Here is a 15,179-nt window from a genome sequence, read left to right on the forward strand (position 1 = left end):
CCACCCCATTTGGTTAGCTTTTGGGCTAAATCCTTCACTTTTTCTAAAGCTCGTTCGCTAGTATACGGGTAGCTATGAAAATGAATCGCTTCTAATCTTACACCACGTTTCATTGTCATCCAGCCAGCTACAGGGCTATCAATACCACCTGACAATAAAAGCAAGACCTTTCCACTAGCGCCTACAGGTAATCCACCAGCACATGGTAGGGTTTCACTACTAATAAAGGTCCCTTCCGTACGGATCTCAATCTTCACAGAAGCTTCTGGTTGGTGAAGATCCACTTTTAGCCCTTCTATATTTCGTAGCAGATGAGTCCCCACCATACGATTCACATCCATCGAAGCCATTGGATAACGTTTATCAGCTCTGCGTGTATCTACACGGAAGGTACGCGGAACCGGTGTCAGAGACTGAACCAAACGAAGCGTTCCTTCTTTAATAGCTTCTTCTGTTTGTTCTACCTGAATCGTTGGGCTTATGGAAGTAATTCCAAACACTGCTTGTAGCTTCTCCATAACCTCATATGCATTCTCTCCATTCAGTTGAACGTACATCCGTCCGTAGCGACGATATACCTCCACTGAAGAGTGAACCTCCAATACATTACGGACATTTCTCATCAACGTATCTTCAAATTGATCACGATTACGTCCTTTTAGTGCTAATTCGCCATAGCGAATCAAAATTACATCATAGTTCATTGTTGTCATCCTCTACACTTTTGTATATGGTAAAATGCGATTTTTGCATGTTAACAGCGCTACTAAAAATTGCTCCACGTCATCCATTGTATTTTGCTTACTTAGACTTATTCGCAAAGAAGATTTGGCCTGTTCGCGGCTCATTCCTGTTGCTACCAATACTGGGCTTGGCTCATCTGACTTAGCTGAACAAGCAGAGCGAGTAGACACACAGAACCCTTCCGCTTCTAGGGCATGTAACAAAACTTCTGCTTTCATCCCTTGCACAGAAATATTTATGATATGAGGTGCCGCTTCTATTTCAGGTGAATTAATGATGCATCCAGGAATCTGTTGAATTCCTTCTCTCAAACGTTGTTGCATCTCTTTCAATCGTGGAATATCTTGATTAGCGGTCTCTTCGATTAAGCGCATGGCTTTTGCCATTCCTGCAATTCCTGGTATATTTTCCGTACCAGAACGAAGCCCACTTTCCTGACCTCCACCTTTTAATAAAGGCTCAATCAACATATTTTCACGTTTTACAAGGATACCAACACCACGGGGACCATGAAATTTGTGAGCAGACAAGCTTAACAAATCAACTCCCCATTCATTTATTCGAAGAGGTACCTTACCAAAGCTTTGTACCGCATCGACATGAAAGATAACTTTCGGGAACAGCTTCAGATATGTACCAATCTGATTAATCGGTTGGATAGTCCCTAACTCATTATTAACATGCATAATAGAAACAAGGATCGTATCGGATCGCATAGCCTGTTTCACATCTTCTAGGGAAACTCTCCCTTCCTTATTAACAGGGAGATAAGTTACATCATAACCAAATTCCTCTAGCTGTTTACAAACATCCAATACAGAAGCATGCTCTACTTGACTGGTAATAATATGGCGACCACGCTCACGATAGCGCATGGCTACACCTTTAATTGCTGTATTGTTACTTTCCGTGCCACCGGAAGTGAAGAAAATCTCAGTTGGTTTCTTTTGCAAAGCGTGGGCAGCAATTTGACGAGCCTGTTTTAAAACATTCTCTGCTTCTACTCCCAAACGATGCAAGGAAGAAGGATTCCCATAGTAAGCTTCCATAGTCCGCTTCATGGTGTCAATCACCTGCGGATGGGGTTGGGTCGTGGCACTATTATCCAGGTAAATCACGGCAAAGACACCCTTCCTACAATTCAAATCTGGGTCGAACTGTCTTACATCATACCATATTGTTTGTTTTTACAACTACCTTCATGCTGTACTTCTTTACTTTGGCTTGGTAATTGCTGTAGGTCTCTATTCATCCTCTGGTATAAGAAATGACTTCTTGTATTATCCTAACCATCAGTTGAATGAACCTATCAAGCGCTCGTTCACATTTAAGTCATAGTTGCAAGCGTTTTCAACGAATATCACCACTTTACACTCTTCTTTATACTTGTTAGAATTATCAATAAATTCAGAGGGAAGGGGATATTATTATGACAGTCATGGAAAAGATCAAACAAATGGAGGATGAGTTACAGCGGCTAAAACAAGAGGTTGAAAAGGCGGAACAATCCAAAGCATTCTATATTGATGATGAAACCTCCCACGATGTCTTAACAGAGGTATACAACTAAAGATGAACATAGAAATTCGCATATGCCTAATCATTAGGCTATATAGGAAAAGTGGTTATTCACTCTACGAGGAAATAACCACTTTTTTGTCTTCCTTTCTTTGAGAAGAATTCTACTGTTCTAGCAACGGCAATGTTCCAAAATACTCACCTGCAAATACTTCGGTAGCTGCACCTGTCATGTATACATGCTGATCGTCTTCACGCCATTCAATCTGCAAATCGCCTCCTAGCAAATGAATCGTTGCCATCCGCTCTGCTTTCCCTTCTAAAACGGCGGCTACCAATGCAGCACATGCTCCAGTTCCGCAAGCAAGTGTTACTCCAGAGCCACGCTCCCATACACGAAAGCTAATATCAGAAGGCGAATTCATTGAAATAAATTCAATGTTCGCTCTCTCAGGAAATAAAGCATGCTTTTCCAATAATGGTCCATAGGTCGTTACTTCTTCTTCGGAAATTTTATCCGTTAGAATTACCACATGAGGATTTCCCATAGAGACAGCTGTGAAAGTAAAGATTCGACCATTGACTTGTACTTGCTCACCAATCGCTTCGGTGTCAGGATTCCCTGCCATAGGGATTTGTCCTCGCAATAAACGTGGTTTTCCCATATCTACTGTCACCTTTTCCACTTTTCCATTCACACCCACATGTACAACTGGTGTAACAATGCCCCCATTTGTTTCAATGGTAAAGGATGTCTCACTCGTTAAGCCATGGTCAAAAACATATTTACTGACACAGCGTAGTCCATTGCCACAATTGCGGGCCTCGCTACCGTCATTATTAAATACTCTCATCCGAAAATCTGCTATTTTTGAAGGCATGATCAGAATTAAACCGTCTGACCCGATGCCGAAGTGTTGCTGGCTTACTCTTCTTGATAGTTCCGGCAAATCTACATCAGTAAGAGACTCTTCAAAACAATTGACATATACGTAATCGTTGCCTATCCCATGCATTTTAGTAAACTTCATGCCCGACTCCCACCATTCCGAGATTTTTCCTCATTGTATCACAGGCCATGTATTTCATGATTTCTTCTTAACAGCCTACTTTGTTTTATACTAAAAAATCTGTTAGACAAGCTTTCTTGCGCTTTAAATAGGTACACTTTCAACCTGATATAATAATCAAGAAACAAAAAGTGGGAGTGAAAACTATTGTGTAAGCAGCTTGCTTTAGGAAGTCATAATCAGGCTAAACAGAAAGCCATCTTTTTAGCTACTGGCATTCAGCCTCAGTGTGTAAGTGTACCTTCTGGAGTATCGGAGCAGCCTTTATCAGAGGATGAGACGATTAGAGGAGCTATTGCGCGAGCGAAACAAGCCCTTGAGGCAGTTCCTGATGCTGAGATAGGCTTGGGATTAGAAGGTGGTCTGACGTTTGATGCCATCTATACAAAACAGTGGTATCTCATCTCCATCTGTGCCGCTTGGAACGGGGAAGCATTACATATAGGTAAAGGGCTTGCTTTTCCCATCCCCAACCATATAGGAGAAGATATGAAAACGTCGGGTAGAGAATTACGCGAAGTGATTGATAGCTTATCAGGGACTAAGAACAGTAACCATAAAGAGGGAGCCTACGGACTTTTTACAGATGGTAAAATCACTCGGGCTCATGTCTTTAAAGAAGCGGTGATCGCTGCCCTTACACCGTTTGAATCAGTTTTGTATCGCTGATAATAAGTCCTCACCCCACGTGAGGATGAGGACTATCGTGATACTTTTCCAATCTAATCTACTTAGGATACAAACGTTATTCTTCAAATTTGCCTGTTATCGCATCAATACTTCCTGATCCTCCATCGTTTTGTATAGGTGTATAGGCTGTTCAACACAAAGGAGGGCTGACTTTGCAGGTTAAATACCTACAAGACAGCCCCCCGCTTTGCCAATTGGTCGATAATAATGATCTACCGGGCAGCGTAATAAGGATAGATTAAGAGTGCTCCTACAAATGCAAGAGCCCCTATAACCATTGCCCATGTCCCCATTGATTTTGCCTCACGACGGTAAGCAAGGAACCCTAGCACAATTCCCAATGGCCCTAGAACATAAGGTAACAGGAACAAGGACAAGATGGAAGAACCTAACCCCACCATTCCTATTCCGCTTCCCTGAACTAAATTGCCATCTTTATCTTCTGCTTGTCTAGCTTCTCGCAAGCTAGAATCATCACCATTCCGTAACCGTGTCGGACGGTATGGCTCAGCGATTTCCGCAGCCGTTTCCGTAGAGACATCATTTCGATAAGACATTGAATCATTATTATCGCCCTGAGAAGATTTCGCCACCGCTTGTGTAGATTGATATTGATCGCCTGAATAGCGCTCCGTCTGCGTCAGAGGATTATATTCAACATCCCCCTGCGATTGAGTAGCGCCTGGCTCCAACGAAGCTCGCATCCATGAATCCTGGGCTAGCTCCGTATCATACGACTTGGTATCAATTTTGTCCATGCGGTTTTGAGCAGTCCTCGCTTCCTTCTGCTCACCACGTAAACGTCGTTTCTGATCGTTACCCATGCTGTGCTCCAACCCCTTTTTAATCAGGATGAAATGAAGGAAGTAGCCTTATTCTCTGTCTTCGGTGTACAATTTAATCAGGAGGCGAGAAGATGACAAACAATAAATCACTAAGAATTGGTATTGATATTGACGGTACAGTTACCGATCCGGGCAGTATTGTCCCATTTTTGAATCGAACCTTTGGCAAAAATTTAACACTACAAGATTGCTTTGAATATAATTTAGCAAATGTGTATGAAATCACGGATGAAGAGTTTACTACCTGGCTTTTACAAAATAGCCAAGAGGTTTACTCGCATTCTCTTCTACATGGTAACGCCTCCGAAATTTTGCAAAACTGGTACTTGACCCATGAACTCATTTATATTAGTGCTAGAGCTTTAGATGATATGCAGGTAACCAAAGCTTGGTTTGCTAAACATCATATCCCTTATCATCATATAGATTTGGTAGGCTCTCATGACAAAGTTCGTGCTGCAAAAACATGGAGCATTGATCTGTTTATGGAAGATCGATTAGAAAATGCCTTGCAATTATCTAGTGAGCTTGGAATTCCTGTGCTATTGTTTGACACACCTTATAATCAAGGAGAGCTTCCATCACTAGTCCATCGTATTACGAACTGGGATGAAGCTAATTCCTTCATTACCCGTCTAGAAATGGAGCATACCTCAACTTTAGAAAAACAAGCCTTGTAAGTGAAGAGAATTAAAATAATTTAGTCAAGAAGTACTAAACAAAAAAGACGTAACCTTAAATAAGAGGGTACGTCAGGTTGTCGAGAAGTTTTCGGCGACCTTTTTTATATTACATTACTTTTATAAATTACCGCGTTAATCTATTATAATATAGATATAATTACAATTTGCTACGGTAGTATTTTTATTGAGATATCCATTATAACTTCCAAAAGTCAGCTTTTGAGAAAAGTTACAGAACTAGGTTATTACAAAAACAACGATAATAGGTACCCCTGAATCGAGAACGTTACCTCCAGGAATACCAATTCCAGTGGTGCTGGCAGTCGAGGTATTAGCCAACTGAAGCACACCATTAATATAAAGATTGTAATAAGTAAATGTTGGAAATGCTGTAGCAGCTGCACCAGCGTCATCGGTAAAAGCTGTAGCTGCAATCGCAAATGCTGTACCTGTACCAGCTCCTGCTGTGGACACAAATCTTCTGGATGTAACGAAGGGTTTGGTAATAGCCATTTTTCTTCACCCCTTTTCAATATACGGGAACCTCTTTCGAATTTCCTTGATTTATAATATACAAACCTCAATAGTTTTGTAATGGACAACCAACTTAGTATATTAGCTGTATTTTGCCTTTGCTGTTTATGTTTATTAAATTTTTCCTCTAACACTAAAACATTTCTTGCCATGATACGGCTATGCTCACTTCCTAGGAAGCTGTAGACACTGCTGAGACTGTCAAACTGTCACCTGGACTCAACTCAATGTCTATTTCTCCCAAAACGAGTTCTCCTGAATCAACCCTTCCAAGGCCAATCAAAAGTACGGTTCTCCCGTCTGAAACAGTTGTGTGTCCGTATCGAATTCCATGACGCTTGTATCAATAGAAATATCAGTAAAGACTGGAGTGCCTCCTAAAGTGGCATTCTTGACTAAACGAATAATCGTTGATCTGGTCCCATCTACACTAAACGATATATAATCCATGCGAAATTGTACTCGATTTGTTTTTGACTGATAAATATCTTTATTCCTGATCGTTAAAATGGACGCCTCAGTAGTAATGATTTTCGTACTACTTATAGAATTGCGTGTAATAACCGCAGAAGAATTACCATTGCCTTCTACAAATACATTGCAGATGATGATAGTTGAAATGAAAGGTACAAATAATATTTTTTACATAAAAAGGCTTACTCACCATATACCGACCCATTTTAAAAAAAGTTTAAATTACAGCTTTCCAAAAAATCGTAACGAAGATATTGTTTTCAAAAAGGCGTCCGTTACCTTTACATTCATCCTTCGGGCATGTAAAGCGAAACAACGTATCCATACAAGGACGATATATAGTAAATCAGTCCATTTCCTTAGTTAGCAATCCCTTTTCTCCTCCATAAGGGCATATTGCTCTATTATGCTCAACTAACATTTCCATATAAAGGGATATCCATCACCTAATTTAGCCTATTATACAAAAAAATAGATTTAAACCTACCAGTTATTAGTTGAAAGTCCAACTCCCTAATAGGTAAAAAACGTAGCATACATAATAGTGTAAATATTAGGGGGTGGTTTAATTGGCAGATCATGATCGAAGAAGAAAACGTAAATGTAAAGATAGAACTTGTTCTTCAAAGAGAAAAAAATGCAAGAAAATCAAAGTCTGTGTAACATGTCGACCTTCAAAAGTAGTAATTTGCTGTCCTCAAGGGGCTACTGGGCCTCAAGGGCCGCCCGGAGCTAGAGGTGCTACTGGGCCTAAGGGACCTACTGGTGCTCAAGGCGCTACCGGGCCTCAAGGCGCCACTGGAACCCAAGGCGCCACTGGAACCCAAGGCGCTACCGGGCCTCAAGGCGCCACTGGAACCCAAGGCGCTACCGGGCCCCAAGGTGCTACTGGAACGCAAGGCGCTACCGGGCCCCAAGGTGCTACTGGAACGCAAGGCGCTACTGGTGCTCAAGGCGCTACTGGTGCTCAAGGCACTACCGGGCCTCAAGGCACTACCGGGCCTCAAGGCGCCACTGGAACCCAAGGCGCTACTGGTGCTCAAGGCGCCACTGGTGCTCAAGGCGCCACTGGAACCCAAGGCGCTACTGGAACCCAAGGCGCTACTGGACCTCAAGGCACTACTGGTGCTCAAGGCGCTACCGGGCCTCAAGGCACTACCGGACCTCAAGGCACTACCGGACCTCAAGGCGCCACTGGAACGCAAGGCGCTACTGGTGCTCAAGGCGCTACTGGAACCCAAGGCGCTACTGGACCTCAAGGCACTACTGGTGCTCAAGGCGCTACCGGGCCTCAAGGCGCTACCGGGCCTCAAGGCGCTACCGGGCCTCAAGGGCCTACCGGGCCTATCGGCACCATCAGCATTTTACCAACTGTTAATAGATATTTTTTTATTGCAAGCTCAGATATCCAGCTAACTATCCCTGTAGTTATTCCAGCTACTCAATTTACTAACGATTTAGGTAACTTGATAACAGAATTTATAGGCCTCGGACAAAATAGCTATAACAATCTGTACATCAACGGGATATTGCAAGAAGGTAGCCTATATGTAATAAGTGCAAATGCTCTTACAATTAATCCAAAAGGAAACACTATTTTTTTAGGAAGTCCAATCGTTGTCGAAATTGTTCAGTTTACGGTTCAGGTAGTTCTATAAAAATGATTCATATCAATCAATCGATCTGCCCTCACCTTTATCCAAGTATTTACATTTACTATAATAGAGAGGAGGTGCCTGTAAAATGGCTATTACAAAACCCTTTATTGCCGGTAGGAGATTTACGTCTACTGCAGGAGGAGGAACAGGAACAGGTGCTACATTTGCGATCGCGGCAACAGTTTTCACTAATGACGCTGGTGCAGCTGCGACAGCATTTCCAGCATCATTTTCTTACTACAATCTTTATATCAATGGCGTACTTCAGACAGCCGATACTTCTTCTGTTACGACTACAGCAATCACAATTCCAGGTGGCGACGTACTCGATCCAGGTACACCAGTCATTGTAGAATTTATAGTAACCTAACTCCTTATCACTTTTTCAAACACCGGCATATCTTTTATTTCATTGTCGGTGTTTCATAAATATCAGATGGATGGGGTCATACATTCACATGTTTAAGAACAATAGATTTGTCAGAACCGATTTAGTAAATCCGCGATATGAAACACCTGAACGAAGTTTTGCAGATTGAAAAAGAACTAAACAGTCTTCTCTACATCGCGTTTACAGAACAAACAATTATACAGGAGCAGGCGCTACAGACAGCAACTGTACAGAATAAAAAAGATCGCTCTTCACCTTACTAAGAGTAGCTAAGGTAGAGAACGATCTTTCTTTATAGCACTTCGTCCATCTCCAGTATAACCATATACTGTTTAAGGAAAATAAATAGGTTTCCCGACAGTCTGACGTAACCTTATGAGTGGTTACGTCTTTTTATCTGTCGTTACACACTGAAATTGTTATCCCCTTGAAAACGTTACTTTTGATTTCCCCACCGGGAAAACATTTCAACTTAGGAAGCGATTACGCCTTTGGTTTAAACGTATGACAACAGGTTTCACGAGACGTTGTTGCATAATCACGGTGCTCGGTATCATAACCGATTTCGTCTGCAAATTCAGCATCGTATTGTTTGTTTGCATGAGGATCAATGTCCACCATAATGGCTTCGGCATTACAATTATTTCCTTGTCCCCAGTACGTACAGCTCGCTACACTACATTTTACTACTGGCATATTGGTCACCTCCTATGGCTATACTGCACCCATATGAGGACTTTTATAACCATTCCTTTCAGGTTTTTTTTACATGGAATAGCGTTAATGGTAGGATGTTTATAGGAGGTGAATGACTAGCATTATGAGTAAACCAGTAGTAATTGTTACAGGCGGTACCGGTGGACTTGGGATGGCACTGGCCAAGGAATATATTCGTGAGGGGTACCATGTGGTTATTACAAGTAGAGATCACATGAAACTAAAAAGGATCCAGCGTGAATGGAACCGCCCTCCTGTTCTCCATATCTATAAACTTGATCTTTCCGACAATGAAGCAGTAAGAGCTTTTTCTGCTTGGGTAAAAATCCGGTTTGGTCGATGTGATATTCTCATTAATAACGCGGGTTCTGCTTTATTTAAGCCCTTTTTAGATCACTCCCTGGAAGAAATTCACCAGACCATTGAATCAAATTTATTGGGTACATTATATATGACTCGTGCCTTCCTACCTATGATGCTCACTCAATCAGAAGCTAGGATTGTAAATATTGCTTCTCTAGCGGGGCGGGTTGCTTCTGCTAAAACTGCTGTATACGCTGCCTCAAAAGCCGCTGTAATAAGATTCAGTGAATCACTTCGACATGAGCTTGCTGCTACTCGAATCTCAGTCACCTGTGCCTTACCTGGTCCTATTGATACGCCATTTCTCATGTATGCGGACAACACTGGCACATATAAAGAAAAAGTAAGTGGCTACCTGCTATCTCCTGAAAGGACTGCAAAAGCGATTATAAAAGCAACAAAACAGAAACGCTTTGAAGTTGCTCTACCAAAGCGTCTCCACCTACTGTCGCTCATTTATCCTTTATTACCAGATTTCATCATGAGACGAGTTGCACCCTTGTTAAATCGCAAATAATCAATCAATTACTGCAAAGCTCGCAATCTTACTATCGCTATCATTCCAACCAAAATACATAGCGCTGCACAATAGACAAAGATACGATCCATTCCTAATGAAGAAGCCAGGAGGCCGGATAAGAAACTTCCAACAGGTAGACCAAATCCTGTAATGGAACGATTAGCAGTTAGCACTCGTCCCAAAATCTCATTCGGCACCTGTTTTTGAATATAGGTTGAAACCAATACGTTAAATGGAGCAAAAACAATCCCCGCAGCAAAGAAGCACACAACAGCAACCTCCATACGCTGAGTAAAGCCTAGAGGGAATGTAACCAAACCCCACAAGCAAATAATCGCCCCTACAGTCACTCCAATCGGATACTTCCAATTCTTAGCGATAAATAACATTGAGCCACACAATGATCCAATAGCCATCGCTGTAAGCATATACCCTTGATAAGCCTCTTTTCCAATCCCCCACACTTGCTGTATGTATACTGGTAATAATTCTACCGGTGCATATCCCATATTAAAAAATAAACTAAAGAACAAAAGAGAAAGTAACATCGAATGCGTTCCAATATATCGATAACCTACCACAAGGTCTTGCCAAAAATTCAGTAATGCTTCTCTTTTTGTCTGACTCGGTATGTTAGAGTTTGGCTTATATGTATAGGAAACTCGTAAAAAACATGCTGCACATAAAAAGAAGCTAATCGAATCAATAATAATTACGTTGGCAGGCCCGATTAACGTAACCGCCAAACCAGCTAGCATAGGTCCAAAAAGCCAAACAATCTGCCATTGAGCACTCATTACACTATTTGCTTTAATTAGTAGTTCTTTATCCTTGATAAGATTCGGTAACATAGCCTGCTGTCCAGTACTGCTTAATGGTGAAAGCATACCTGCTAAGGCCATGATGATATAAACCGTTACGACAGGTACGGTTGGTAAAGACAGCAAGAAAACAAGTAAACCATATAAGCAGCCTCTTACCACATTATCAAAAATAATCAGTTTCCTTCGATCAATGCGGTCCAATAAAACACCAGCTATTAATCCAGATAGTAGAGCCGGTACATAATAGGACAAGATAGAAGTACCCATAATAGCTCCAGAACCTGTTCGATGTAATAAATACCAACTTACTCCAAATGATCCGAATGAATTTCCGACAGCTGATAAAAAGATACCAAGCCAGAACCAGCGAAATGATGGTGTTCTCCAAAGCTCTTTCATGCTGTACACCTCCTGCTTTAAAAGATATCATAATTATAAGACTTTTTACATTAAAAAATTTAATAAGTAATAATATTTAGTATTAATGAAACATAATACCATTTCTTTAGTGCAATAAAGTTTCACATGAAACATTAAAAAAAATAAAAAAAAGACATGCCGGAAATAGGCATGTCTTACAACTGGGAGGAGAACATGGAAACGGTTAACTACTGGGTTATGTGATTATGATGTTTTCCATTTTTCCAATTCGGAATGGAATTTATCATTTAGCACCTTAATATAGGTTCCCTTCATACCGAGAGAACGTGACTCAAGAACACCCGCACTGGCAAGTTTACGTAATGCATTAACGATCACCGAGCGGGTCAAACCAGCTTGGTCGGCTAGTTGGCTAGCTACCAGCAAGCCTTCTTTTGCATCCAATTGCTCCATAATTTTTTCAATTGCAATTTGCTCGCTATAGGATAGAGAAGACAATGCAATCTTAGCAAATGTTTTATCACGAACCTCATTTTCAATCTGTTCTGTACGCTGACGTACAATTTTCATTCCAACTACAGTTGCACCAATCTCAGCTAAAATAAGATCGTCCGTTTCAAAAGCACCAAATGCACGAGTTAATACTAATGTTCCTAATCGACTGCCACCAGCATTAATCGGTACAATTGTGGTCATCATTTGAGGAAACAGATTTTTCCACTCAGCAGGAACCATGCTATAGTTACCGTGAACTGCTTCGTTAGCTACTGAGAAATGAATTTCTAATAATTTTTCCTTATAGTTTTCAGGCAAAAAGCTCGTAAAACGTCCTGTTTCCTGAATCGAAATCTCTTGTGCAAAACCACTACCTAAAATCTGACCATCTGCCGTGATGATATACATATTGGAATTGATGATATCAGAGAGCAATTTAGCAATATCTTGATAAGATACCCCGTTTCCACCCATCGTCTTTTGTAACATCGCATTTATTCTTCTCGTTTTTTCTAACAAATTCATTTGGTAAATTCCTCCTCTAAATGTTTCATGCTCACAGTATTGTCTGAAAAATGTGCCTTGATACCTCGTATTCAAAAAAAATTTTTTCAGACTTTGTACATGCATTACATTTTGAGTTGAATTTTGATTATAAATTGGGTTATGCAACTAGAAAAAGCCTGGCATCTGCCAAGCTTTTCTGACTAACGAATACAGGTTATTCTACATGTATGATTCCTTGACGATTCCACAAAAATGTGACTACTGACACGATCGAAATCGCTAAAAACGAATAAAAATAATGAGGTGTATCCGCTAACTGCGAGCCTATAAACAGGATGACAATATCAAAAACAAAGATCACAATCCCAATATTAATTCGTGTTACATCAGATAAAAATTTGGCTACCAAATCAAATCCATCAGTCGTTGTATTAAATTTAAGTAACAATCCAATGCCCATACCAATAAATAAGCCCCCCAAAATACTACTGGATAATGGGGAAAAGGAAGTAAATACGGAAACATGCTGTAACGGCGAAAATAAATCAATCAAAAAGGACGAAAGTAATAATCCATTAATACTATTGTAAAAATAAGATCGCTTTGTAAACCAAGCATATAGATAGATTGGTATACTAGTTACGATCATTACCAACCCTACCTTATAGCCAGCCATATAGTTGATTATTAAAGCGATACCTGTCAAACCGCCATCCATTAATTGATGTGGGATAATAAAACCGTTTACACCAAGTGCAAGTAAGCCACTGCCGATCATCACTGCTAATCCTTTACGTATCATATATACCATGCACTACTCCTTGGGGATGAGGTCAAGACTAGTGTATGAAGTAATCCTGTATCTCATACCCCAAAAGAAGCTACCAGCTGCTATATCTTATCCAATGCTTTTCATAATCATCTGCTCAATCCATATTGTCAGCTCTTGTGTTGATCTATTCTGATCATTTTCAGATAAACGAAATCTCACATATCGCTCATCCATATCAAAGGCTTCCTCCAACATTCCTGCAAATCCACGCTTTCGTTTATCAACCTCTAGAAGGATCTCCATTTCATTTTCCTGTAAAAAGAAAATGACTTCCAATTCATCTACATATTGACGAAATTGCCCTTGTGGGCGAAACTCAAATTCTTGTACAAATGGATAAGGTTGACCAAGTCGACGATTAAATTCACAATCTACTTTATATAACTGAAAGCCTAATGTAGTGATTGCCTCTAGAACGTTAACCATCAGAGGATGTGGTTTTACTTCAATGTAATCCGAATCACCCGGATCAATTGCATTTTTTATATCTAGGCCTGTACGTAAATAGACTGGCTGTCTACCTATCGTAAGAGGCGTCGCATGAGGTAATTGAAAAGTAAACGGGTAAACTTTTGTTTCCTGTGGTTCAATGGTAAAGGGTTCTGTCAAACGATGTTGTAACAGGATACATTCTTCCTTTGTTTTGTTGTTATTACTTTCTCGTTCATAATGAGTAATAACATAAATGTAAATCTCATCAATCTCCTGTTGAATATCTCCTCCTGTAATATGAACCTCGCCTCTTACTAGCTCACCAGGAAGCAATGTTTCCTTGAAAAGACGTGTATCTACAGTAGCTGCTCCAATACCTACACTCGCCATCATTTTTTTAAATAACGACATCCCCCAAACCCCCTCGTTCCAAAAGCAATTCTTTATTTTGCTATAACTATATACGAACAAGCTGGGGTTTTGTTGCATTTTTTTCTCAATCCATAAAATGGGCTATCCAATTGTTTTCGGCTGTTCTTTAGCCACTACGTATAAGTGCAAAACTCGCGAAATCACTAGAGTTTTTATATTTACCTCTAAGACCTTTCCTTGAATGATGTACTCTTTTTTTTGCAGTAATTCATGCAATAGTTCATGCATTTCGCCCACTTGCTCCACTTTTTTCCTTTTCAATTGGGCTAAATCTTTTTCTAGGCTATGCTTTAATTCTTCTTCTACAAAGGTATTAGGGCGTTGTCCTAAAAAAGTGATTTCAACATCTTCAATCACGACATTCTGCTTTTTTCGTGCCACTTTATGCAACTCGTTAAGACTATCCATCTCGTTTTGGAGACGATCATTTAATACATATAAATTTTTGTTCTCTAACATTAAATCTTCCATTCTTTGCGTAAACAAAAACAGAAATACAGCTCCTCCTGCGGTAGCTCCTAGAATAAACAAGCTGATATACCGAAGATATCGACGTAATTTAGGTGATTGCTCCTCATGTACTGTTGTCATGACCCTCTCCCCTGTGTCAGCCATAACATTGAAATAGTTCCGAGATGCGCTCCGATAAACGCTGCAAAAATATAAATGAGCTGTTTTAAAACAGGTGAGACATTTCCTACAAATAATTTTTCAATTTGTAAAAATGAGTCAAATGTTCCTCCGAGGGCTCCAACCAGCCCCATAATTTTGAGCTGGATGGCTAGATCTGACATTACAAGTAACGGAGCTCGATCGCTAAAAAAAGCCCCCATACCCCCTAGGACTGATCCTCCAATCACGATGCCATAAGCAACACAAAACGTTAAAATGACTTGAGCCACTATCTCACGCTCCTTGCTTCATACTTGTACCAATTTTGTGTATGCTCTACCCTACGCACGGATAGAGCCAAATATGATTGTTCCTACAAAAGAGCGTACAAGCATCTCTCTTCCATTTATTCAAATCCATCATCAATAACGATGGAGACAAGAAAAATTACAACAGC

19 protein-coding genes (1 of these 19 only partly in view) are annotated in these 15,179 nt (G+C 40.5%); 6 read left to right on the forward strand and 13 right to left on the reverse strand.

Going from position 1 to position 15,179, the window contains the following annotated elements:
• A protein-coding gene (gene thiI / locus BrL25_RS05890) for a tRNA uracil 4-sulfurtransferase ThiI (protein WP_018672765.1) crosses the window boundary here: on the reverse strand, positions 1-704 show its 5' portion. It extends 496 nt beyond the left edge of the window; 704 of the gene's 1,200 nt are visible here — the first part of the coding sequence; the start codon lies at positions 702-704; its stop codon lies beyond the left edge, outside the window.
• Positions 705-716: 12 nt separating this feature from the next.
• Positions 717-1,805 (reverse strand): cysteine desulfurase family protein, encoded by a 1,089-nt coding sequence (locus BrL25_RS05895; protein WP_018672764.1) that lies wholly within the window; start codon positions 1,803-1,805, stop codon positions 717-719.
• 368 nt (positions 1,806-2,173) lie between these two features.
• On the opposite strand from BrL25_RS05895, the gene BrL25_RS25120 reads away from it, so the two are divergent.
• The gene (locus tag BrL25_RS25120; RefSeq protein WP_018672763.1) at positions 2,174-2,314 is read left to right on the forward strand and encodes a hypothetical protein; all 141 of its coding nucleotides are present in this window, start codon (positions 2,174-2,176) and stop codon (positions 2,312-2,314) included.
• A 112-nt stretch (positions 2,315-2,426) separates the two neighbouring features.
• Here BrL25_RS25120 and dapF read toward each other — a convergent pair whose 3' ends face one another.
• Complete coding sequence (gene dapF / locus BrL25_RS05900; RefSeq protein WP_018672762.1) at positions 2,427-3,293, reverse strand: diaminopimelate epimerase; 867 nt, start codon at positions 3,291-3,293, stop codon at positions 2,427-2,429.
• Between the two features lie 186 nt (positions 3,294-3,479).
• Here dapF and BrL25_RS05905 point away from each other — a divergent pair, with 186 nt between their 5' ends.
• Positions 3,480-4,001, forward strand: a complete 522-nt coding sequence (locus tag BrL25_RS05905) for a DUF84 family protein (RefSeq protein WP_018672761.1) — start codon at positions 3,480-3,482, stop codon at positions 3,999-4,001.
• A 233-nt stretch (positions 4,002-4,234) separates the two neighbouring features.
• On the opposite strand, the gene BrL25_RS05910 is transcribed toward BrL25_RS05905, so the two are convergent.
• On the reverse strand, positions 4,235-4,846 hold the full coding sequence (locus BrL25_RS05910) for a sulfite exporter TauE/SafE family protein (RefSeq protein WP_018672760.1): 612 nt from the start codon (positions 4,844-4,846) through the stop codon (positions 4,235-4,237).
• Between the two features lie 92 nt (positions 4,847-4,938).
• Here BrL25_RS05910 and BrL25_RS05915 point away from each other — a divergent pair, with 92 nt between their 5' ends.
• Positions 4,939-5,547 (forward strand): hypothetical protein, encoded by a 609-nt coding sequence (locus BrL25_RS05915; RefSeq protein ID WP_018672759.1) that lies wholly within the window; start codon positions 4,939-4,941, stop codon positions 5,545-5,547.
• A gap of 240 nt (positions 5,548-5,787) precedes the next feature.
• Here the strand turns inward: BrL25_RS05915 and BrL25_RS05920 are convergent, their stop codons facing one another.
• A complete protein-coding gene (locus BrL25_RS05920) occupies positions 5,788-6,063 on the reverse strand; it encodes a DUF4183 domain-containing protein (RefSeq protein WP_018672758.1) in 276 nt (91 codons plus the stop codon).
• 300 nt (positions 6,064-6,363) lie between these two features.
• Positions 6,364-6,534 carry a hypothetical protein gene (locus tag BrL25_RS24700; RefSeq protein WP_155803060.1) on the reverse strand — a complete coding sequence of 57 codons (171 nt, stop codon included), beginning with the start codon at positions 6,532-6,534 and terminating at the stop codon, positions 6,364-6,366.
• Positions 6,535-7,127: 593 nt separating this feature from the next.
• Between BrL25_RS24700 and BrL25_RS05930 the strand changes: the two genes are divergently transcribed.
• Together BrL25_RS05930 and BrL25_RS05935 are read left to right on the forward strand one after the other, a co-directional pair.
• Complete coding sequence (locus BrL25_RS05930; RefSeq protein WP_018672757.1) at positions 7,128-8,216, forward strand: DUF4183 domain-containing protein; 1,089 nt, start codon at positions 7,128-7,130, stop codon at positions 8,214-8,216.
• Between the two features lie 85 nt (positions 8,217-8,301).
• Positions 8,302-8,586 (forward strand): DUF4183 domain-containing protein, encoded by a 285-nt coding sequence (locus BrL25_RS05935; protein ID WP_018672756.1) that lies wholly within the window; start codon positions 8,302-8,304, stop codon positions 8,584-8,586.
• A gap of 504 nt (positions 8,587-9,090) precedes the next feature.
• Here the strand turns inward: BrL25_RS05935 and BrL25_RS05940 are convergent.
• On the reverse strand, positions 9,091-9,303 hold the full coding sequence (locus tag BrL25_RS05940) for a DUF1540 domain-containing protein (RefSeq protein WP_018672755.1): 213 nt from the start codon (positions 9,301-9,303) through the stop codon (positions 9,091-9,093).
• Between the two features lie 124 nt (positions 9,304-9,427).
• Between BrL25_RS05940 and BrL25_RS05945 the strand changes: the two genes are divergently transcribed.
• Complete coding sequence (locus BrL25_RS05945) at positions 9,428-10,204, forward strand: SDR family NAD(P)-dependent oxidoreductase (protein WP_026315257.1); 777 nt, start codon at positions 9,428-9,430, stop codon at positions 10,202-10,204.
• Positions 10,205-10,212: 8 nt separating this feature from the next.
• On the opposite strand, the gene BrL25_RS05950 is transcribed toward BrL25_RS05945, so the two are convergent.
• The 6 genes from BrL25_RS05950 to BrL25_RS05975 all read right to left on the reverse strand — a co-directional run bounded on the left by BrL25_RS05950 (position 10,213) and on the right by BrL25_RS05975 (position 15,012).
• Positions 10,213-11,430: an MFS transporter gene (locus BrL25_RS05950; protein ID WP_018672753.1), complete on the reverse strand. Its 1,218-nt coding sequence runs from the start codon at positions 11,428-11,430 to the stop codon at positions 10,213-10,215.
• 225 nt (positions 11,431-11,655) lie between these two features.
• Complete coding sequence (gene codY, locus BrL25_RS05955) at positions 11,656-12,432, reverse strand: GTP-sensing pleiotropic transcriptional regulator CodY (protein ID WP_018672752.1); 777 nt, start codon at positions 12,430-12,432, stop codon at positions 11,656-11,658.
• 196 nt (positions 12,433-12,628) lie between these two features.
• The gene (locus tag BrL25_RS05960) at positions 12,629-13,225 is read right to left on the reverse strand and encodes a YitT family protein (protein ID WP_018672751.1); all 597 of its coding nucleotides are present in this window, start codon (positions 13,223-13,225) and stop codon (positions 12,629-12,631) included.
• An 87-nt stretch (positions 13,226-13,312) separates the two neighbouring features.
• The gene (locus BrL25_RS05965) at positions 13,313-14,089 is read right to left on the reverse strand and encodes a sporulation protein (RefSeq protein WP_018672750.1); all 777 of its coding nucleotides are present in this window, start codon (positions 14,087-14,089) and stop codon (positions 13,313-13,315) included.
• 102 nt (positions 14,090-14,191) lie between these two features.
• Positions 14,192-14,701, reverse strand: a complete 510-nt coding sequence (locus BrL25_RS05970) for a sporulation membrane protein YtrI (protein WP_018672749.1) — start codon at positions 14,699-14,701, stop codon at positions 14,192-14,194.
• On the reverse strand, positions 14,698-15,012 hold the full coding sequence (locus BrL25_RS05975; RefSeq protein WP_018672748.1) for a YtrH family sporulation protein: 315 nt from the start codon (positions 15,010-15,012) through the stop codon (positions 14,698-14,700). Before BrL25_RS05975 ends, BrL25_RS05970 begins: the two co-directional genes overlap by 4 nt.
• Between the last annotated feature and the right edge of the window lie 167 nt (positions 15,013-15,179).

Source organism: Brevibacillus laterosporus DSM 25 (assembly GCF_002706795.1).
Classification (GTDB): domain Bacteria; phylum Bacillota; class Bacilli; order Brevibacillales; family Brevibacillaceae; genus Brevibacillus_B; species Brevibacillus_B laterosporus.

What these genes read in the sequence shown, in the direction of transcription:
- BrL25_RS05895 (WP_018672764.1), bottom strand. Translation starts at nt 1,805, where the DNA reads ATGAAGCGGACTATGGAAGCTTACTATGGGAATCCTTCTTCCTTGCAT.
- BrL25_RS25120 (WP_018672763.1), top strand. Translation starts at nt 2,174, where the DNA reads ATGACAGTCATGGAAAAGATCAAACAAATGGAGGATGAGTTACAGCGG.
- dapF (WP_018672762.1), bottom strand. Translation starts at nt 3,293, where the DNA reads ATGAAGTTTACTAAAATGCATGGGATAGGCAACGATTACGTATATGTC.
- BrL25_RS05910 (WP_018672760.1), bottom strand. Translation starts at nt 4,846, where the DNA reads ATGGGTAACGATCAGAAACGACGTTTACGTGGTGAGCAGAAGGAAGCG.
- BrL25_RS05915 (WP_018672759.1), top strand. Translation starts at nt 4,939, where the DNA reads ATGACAAACAATAAATCACTAAGAATTGGTATTGATATTGACGGTACA.
- BrL25_RS05920 (WP_018672758.1), bottom strand. Translation starts at nt 6,063, where the DNA reads ATGGCTATTACCAAACCCTTCGTTACATCCAGAAGATTTGTGTCCACA.
- BrL25_RS24700 (WP_155803060.1), bottom strand. Translation starts at nt 6,534, where the DNA reads ATGGATTATATATCGTTTAGTGTAGATGGGACCAGATCAACGATTATT.
- BrL25_RS05935 (WP_018672756.1), top strand. Translation starts at nt 8,302, where the DNA reads ATGGCTATTACAAAACCCTTTATTGCCGGTAGGAGATTTACGTCTACT.
- BrL25_RS05940 (WP_018672755.1), bottom strand. Translation starts at nt 9,303, where the DNA reads ATGCCAGTAGTAAAATGTAGTGTAGCGAGCTGTACGTACTGGGGACAA.
- BrL25_RS05945 (WP_026315257.1), top strand. Translation starts at nt 9,428, where the DNA reads ATGAGTAAACCAGTAGTAATTGTTACAGGCGGTACCGGTGGACTTGGG.
- BrL25_RS05950 (WP_018672753.1), bottom strand. Translation starts at nt 11,430, where the DNA reads ATGAAAGAGCTTTGGAGAACACCATCATTTCGCTGGTTCTGGCTTGGT.
- codY (WP_018672752.1), bottom strand. Translation starts at nt 12,432, where the DNA reads ATGAATTTGTTAGAAAAAACGAGAAGAATAAATGCGATGTTACAAAAG.
- BrL25_RS05960 (WP_018672751.1), bottom strand. Translation starts at nt 13,225, where the DNA reads ATGGTATATATGATACGTAAAGGATTAGCAGTGATGATCGGCAGTGGC.
- BrL25_RS05965 (WP_018672750.1), bottom strand. Translation starts at nt 14,089, where the DNA reads ATGTCGTTATTTAAAAAAATGATGGCGAGTGTAGGTATTGGAGCAGCT.
- BrL25_RS05970 (WP_018672749.1), bottom strand. Translation starts at nt 14,701, where the DNA reads ATGACAACAGTACATGAGGAGCAATCACCTAAATTACGTCGATATCTT.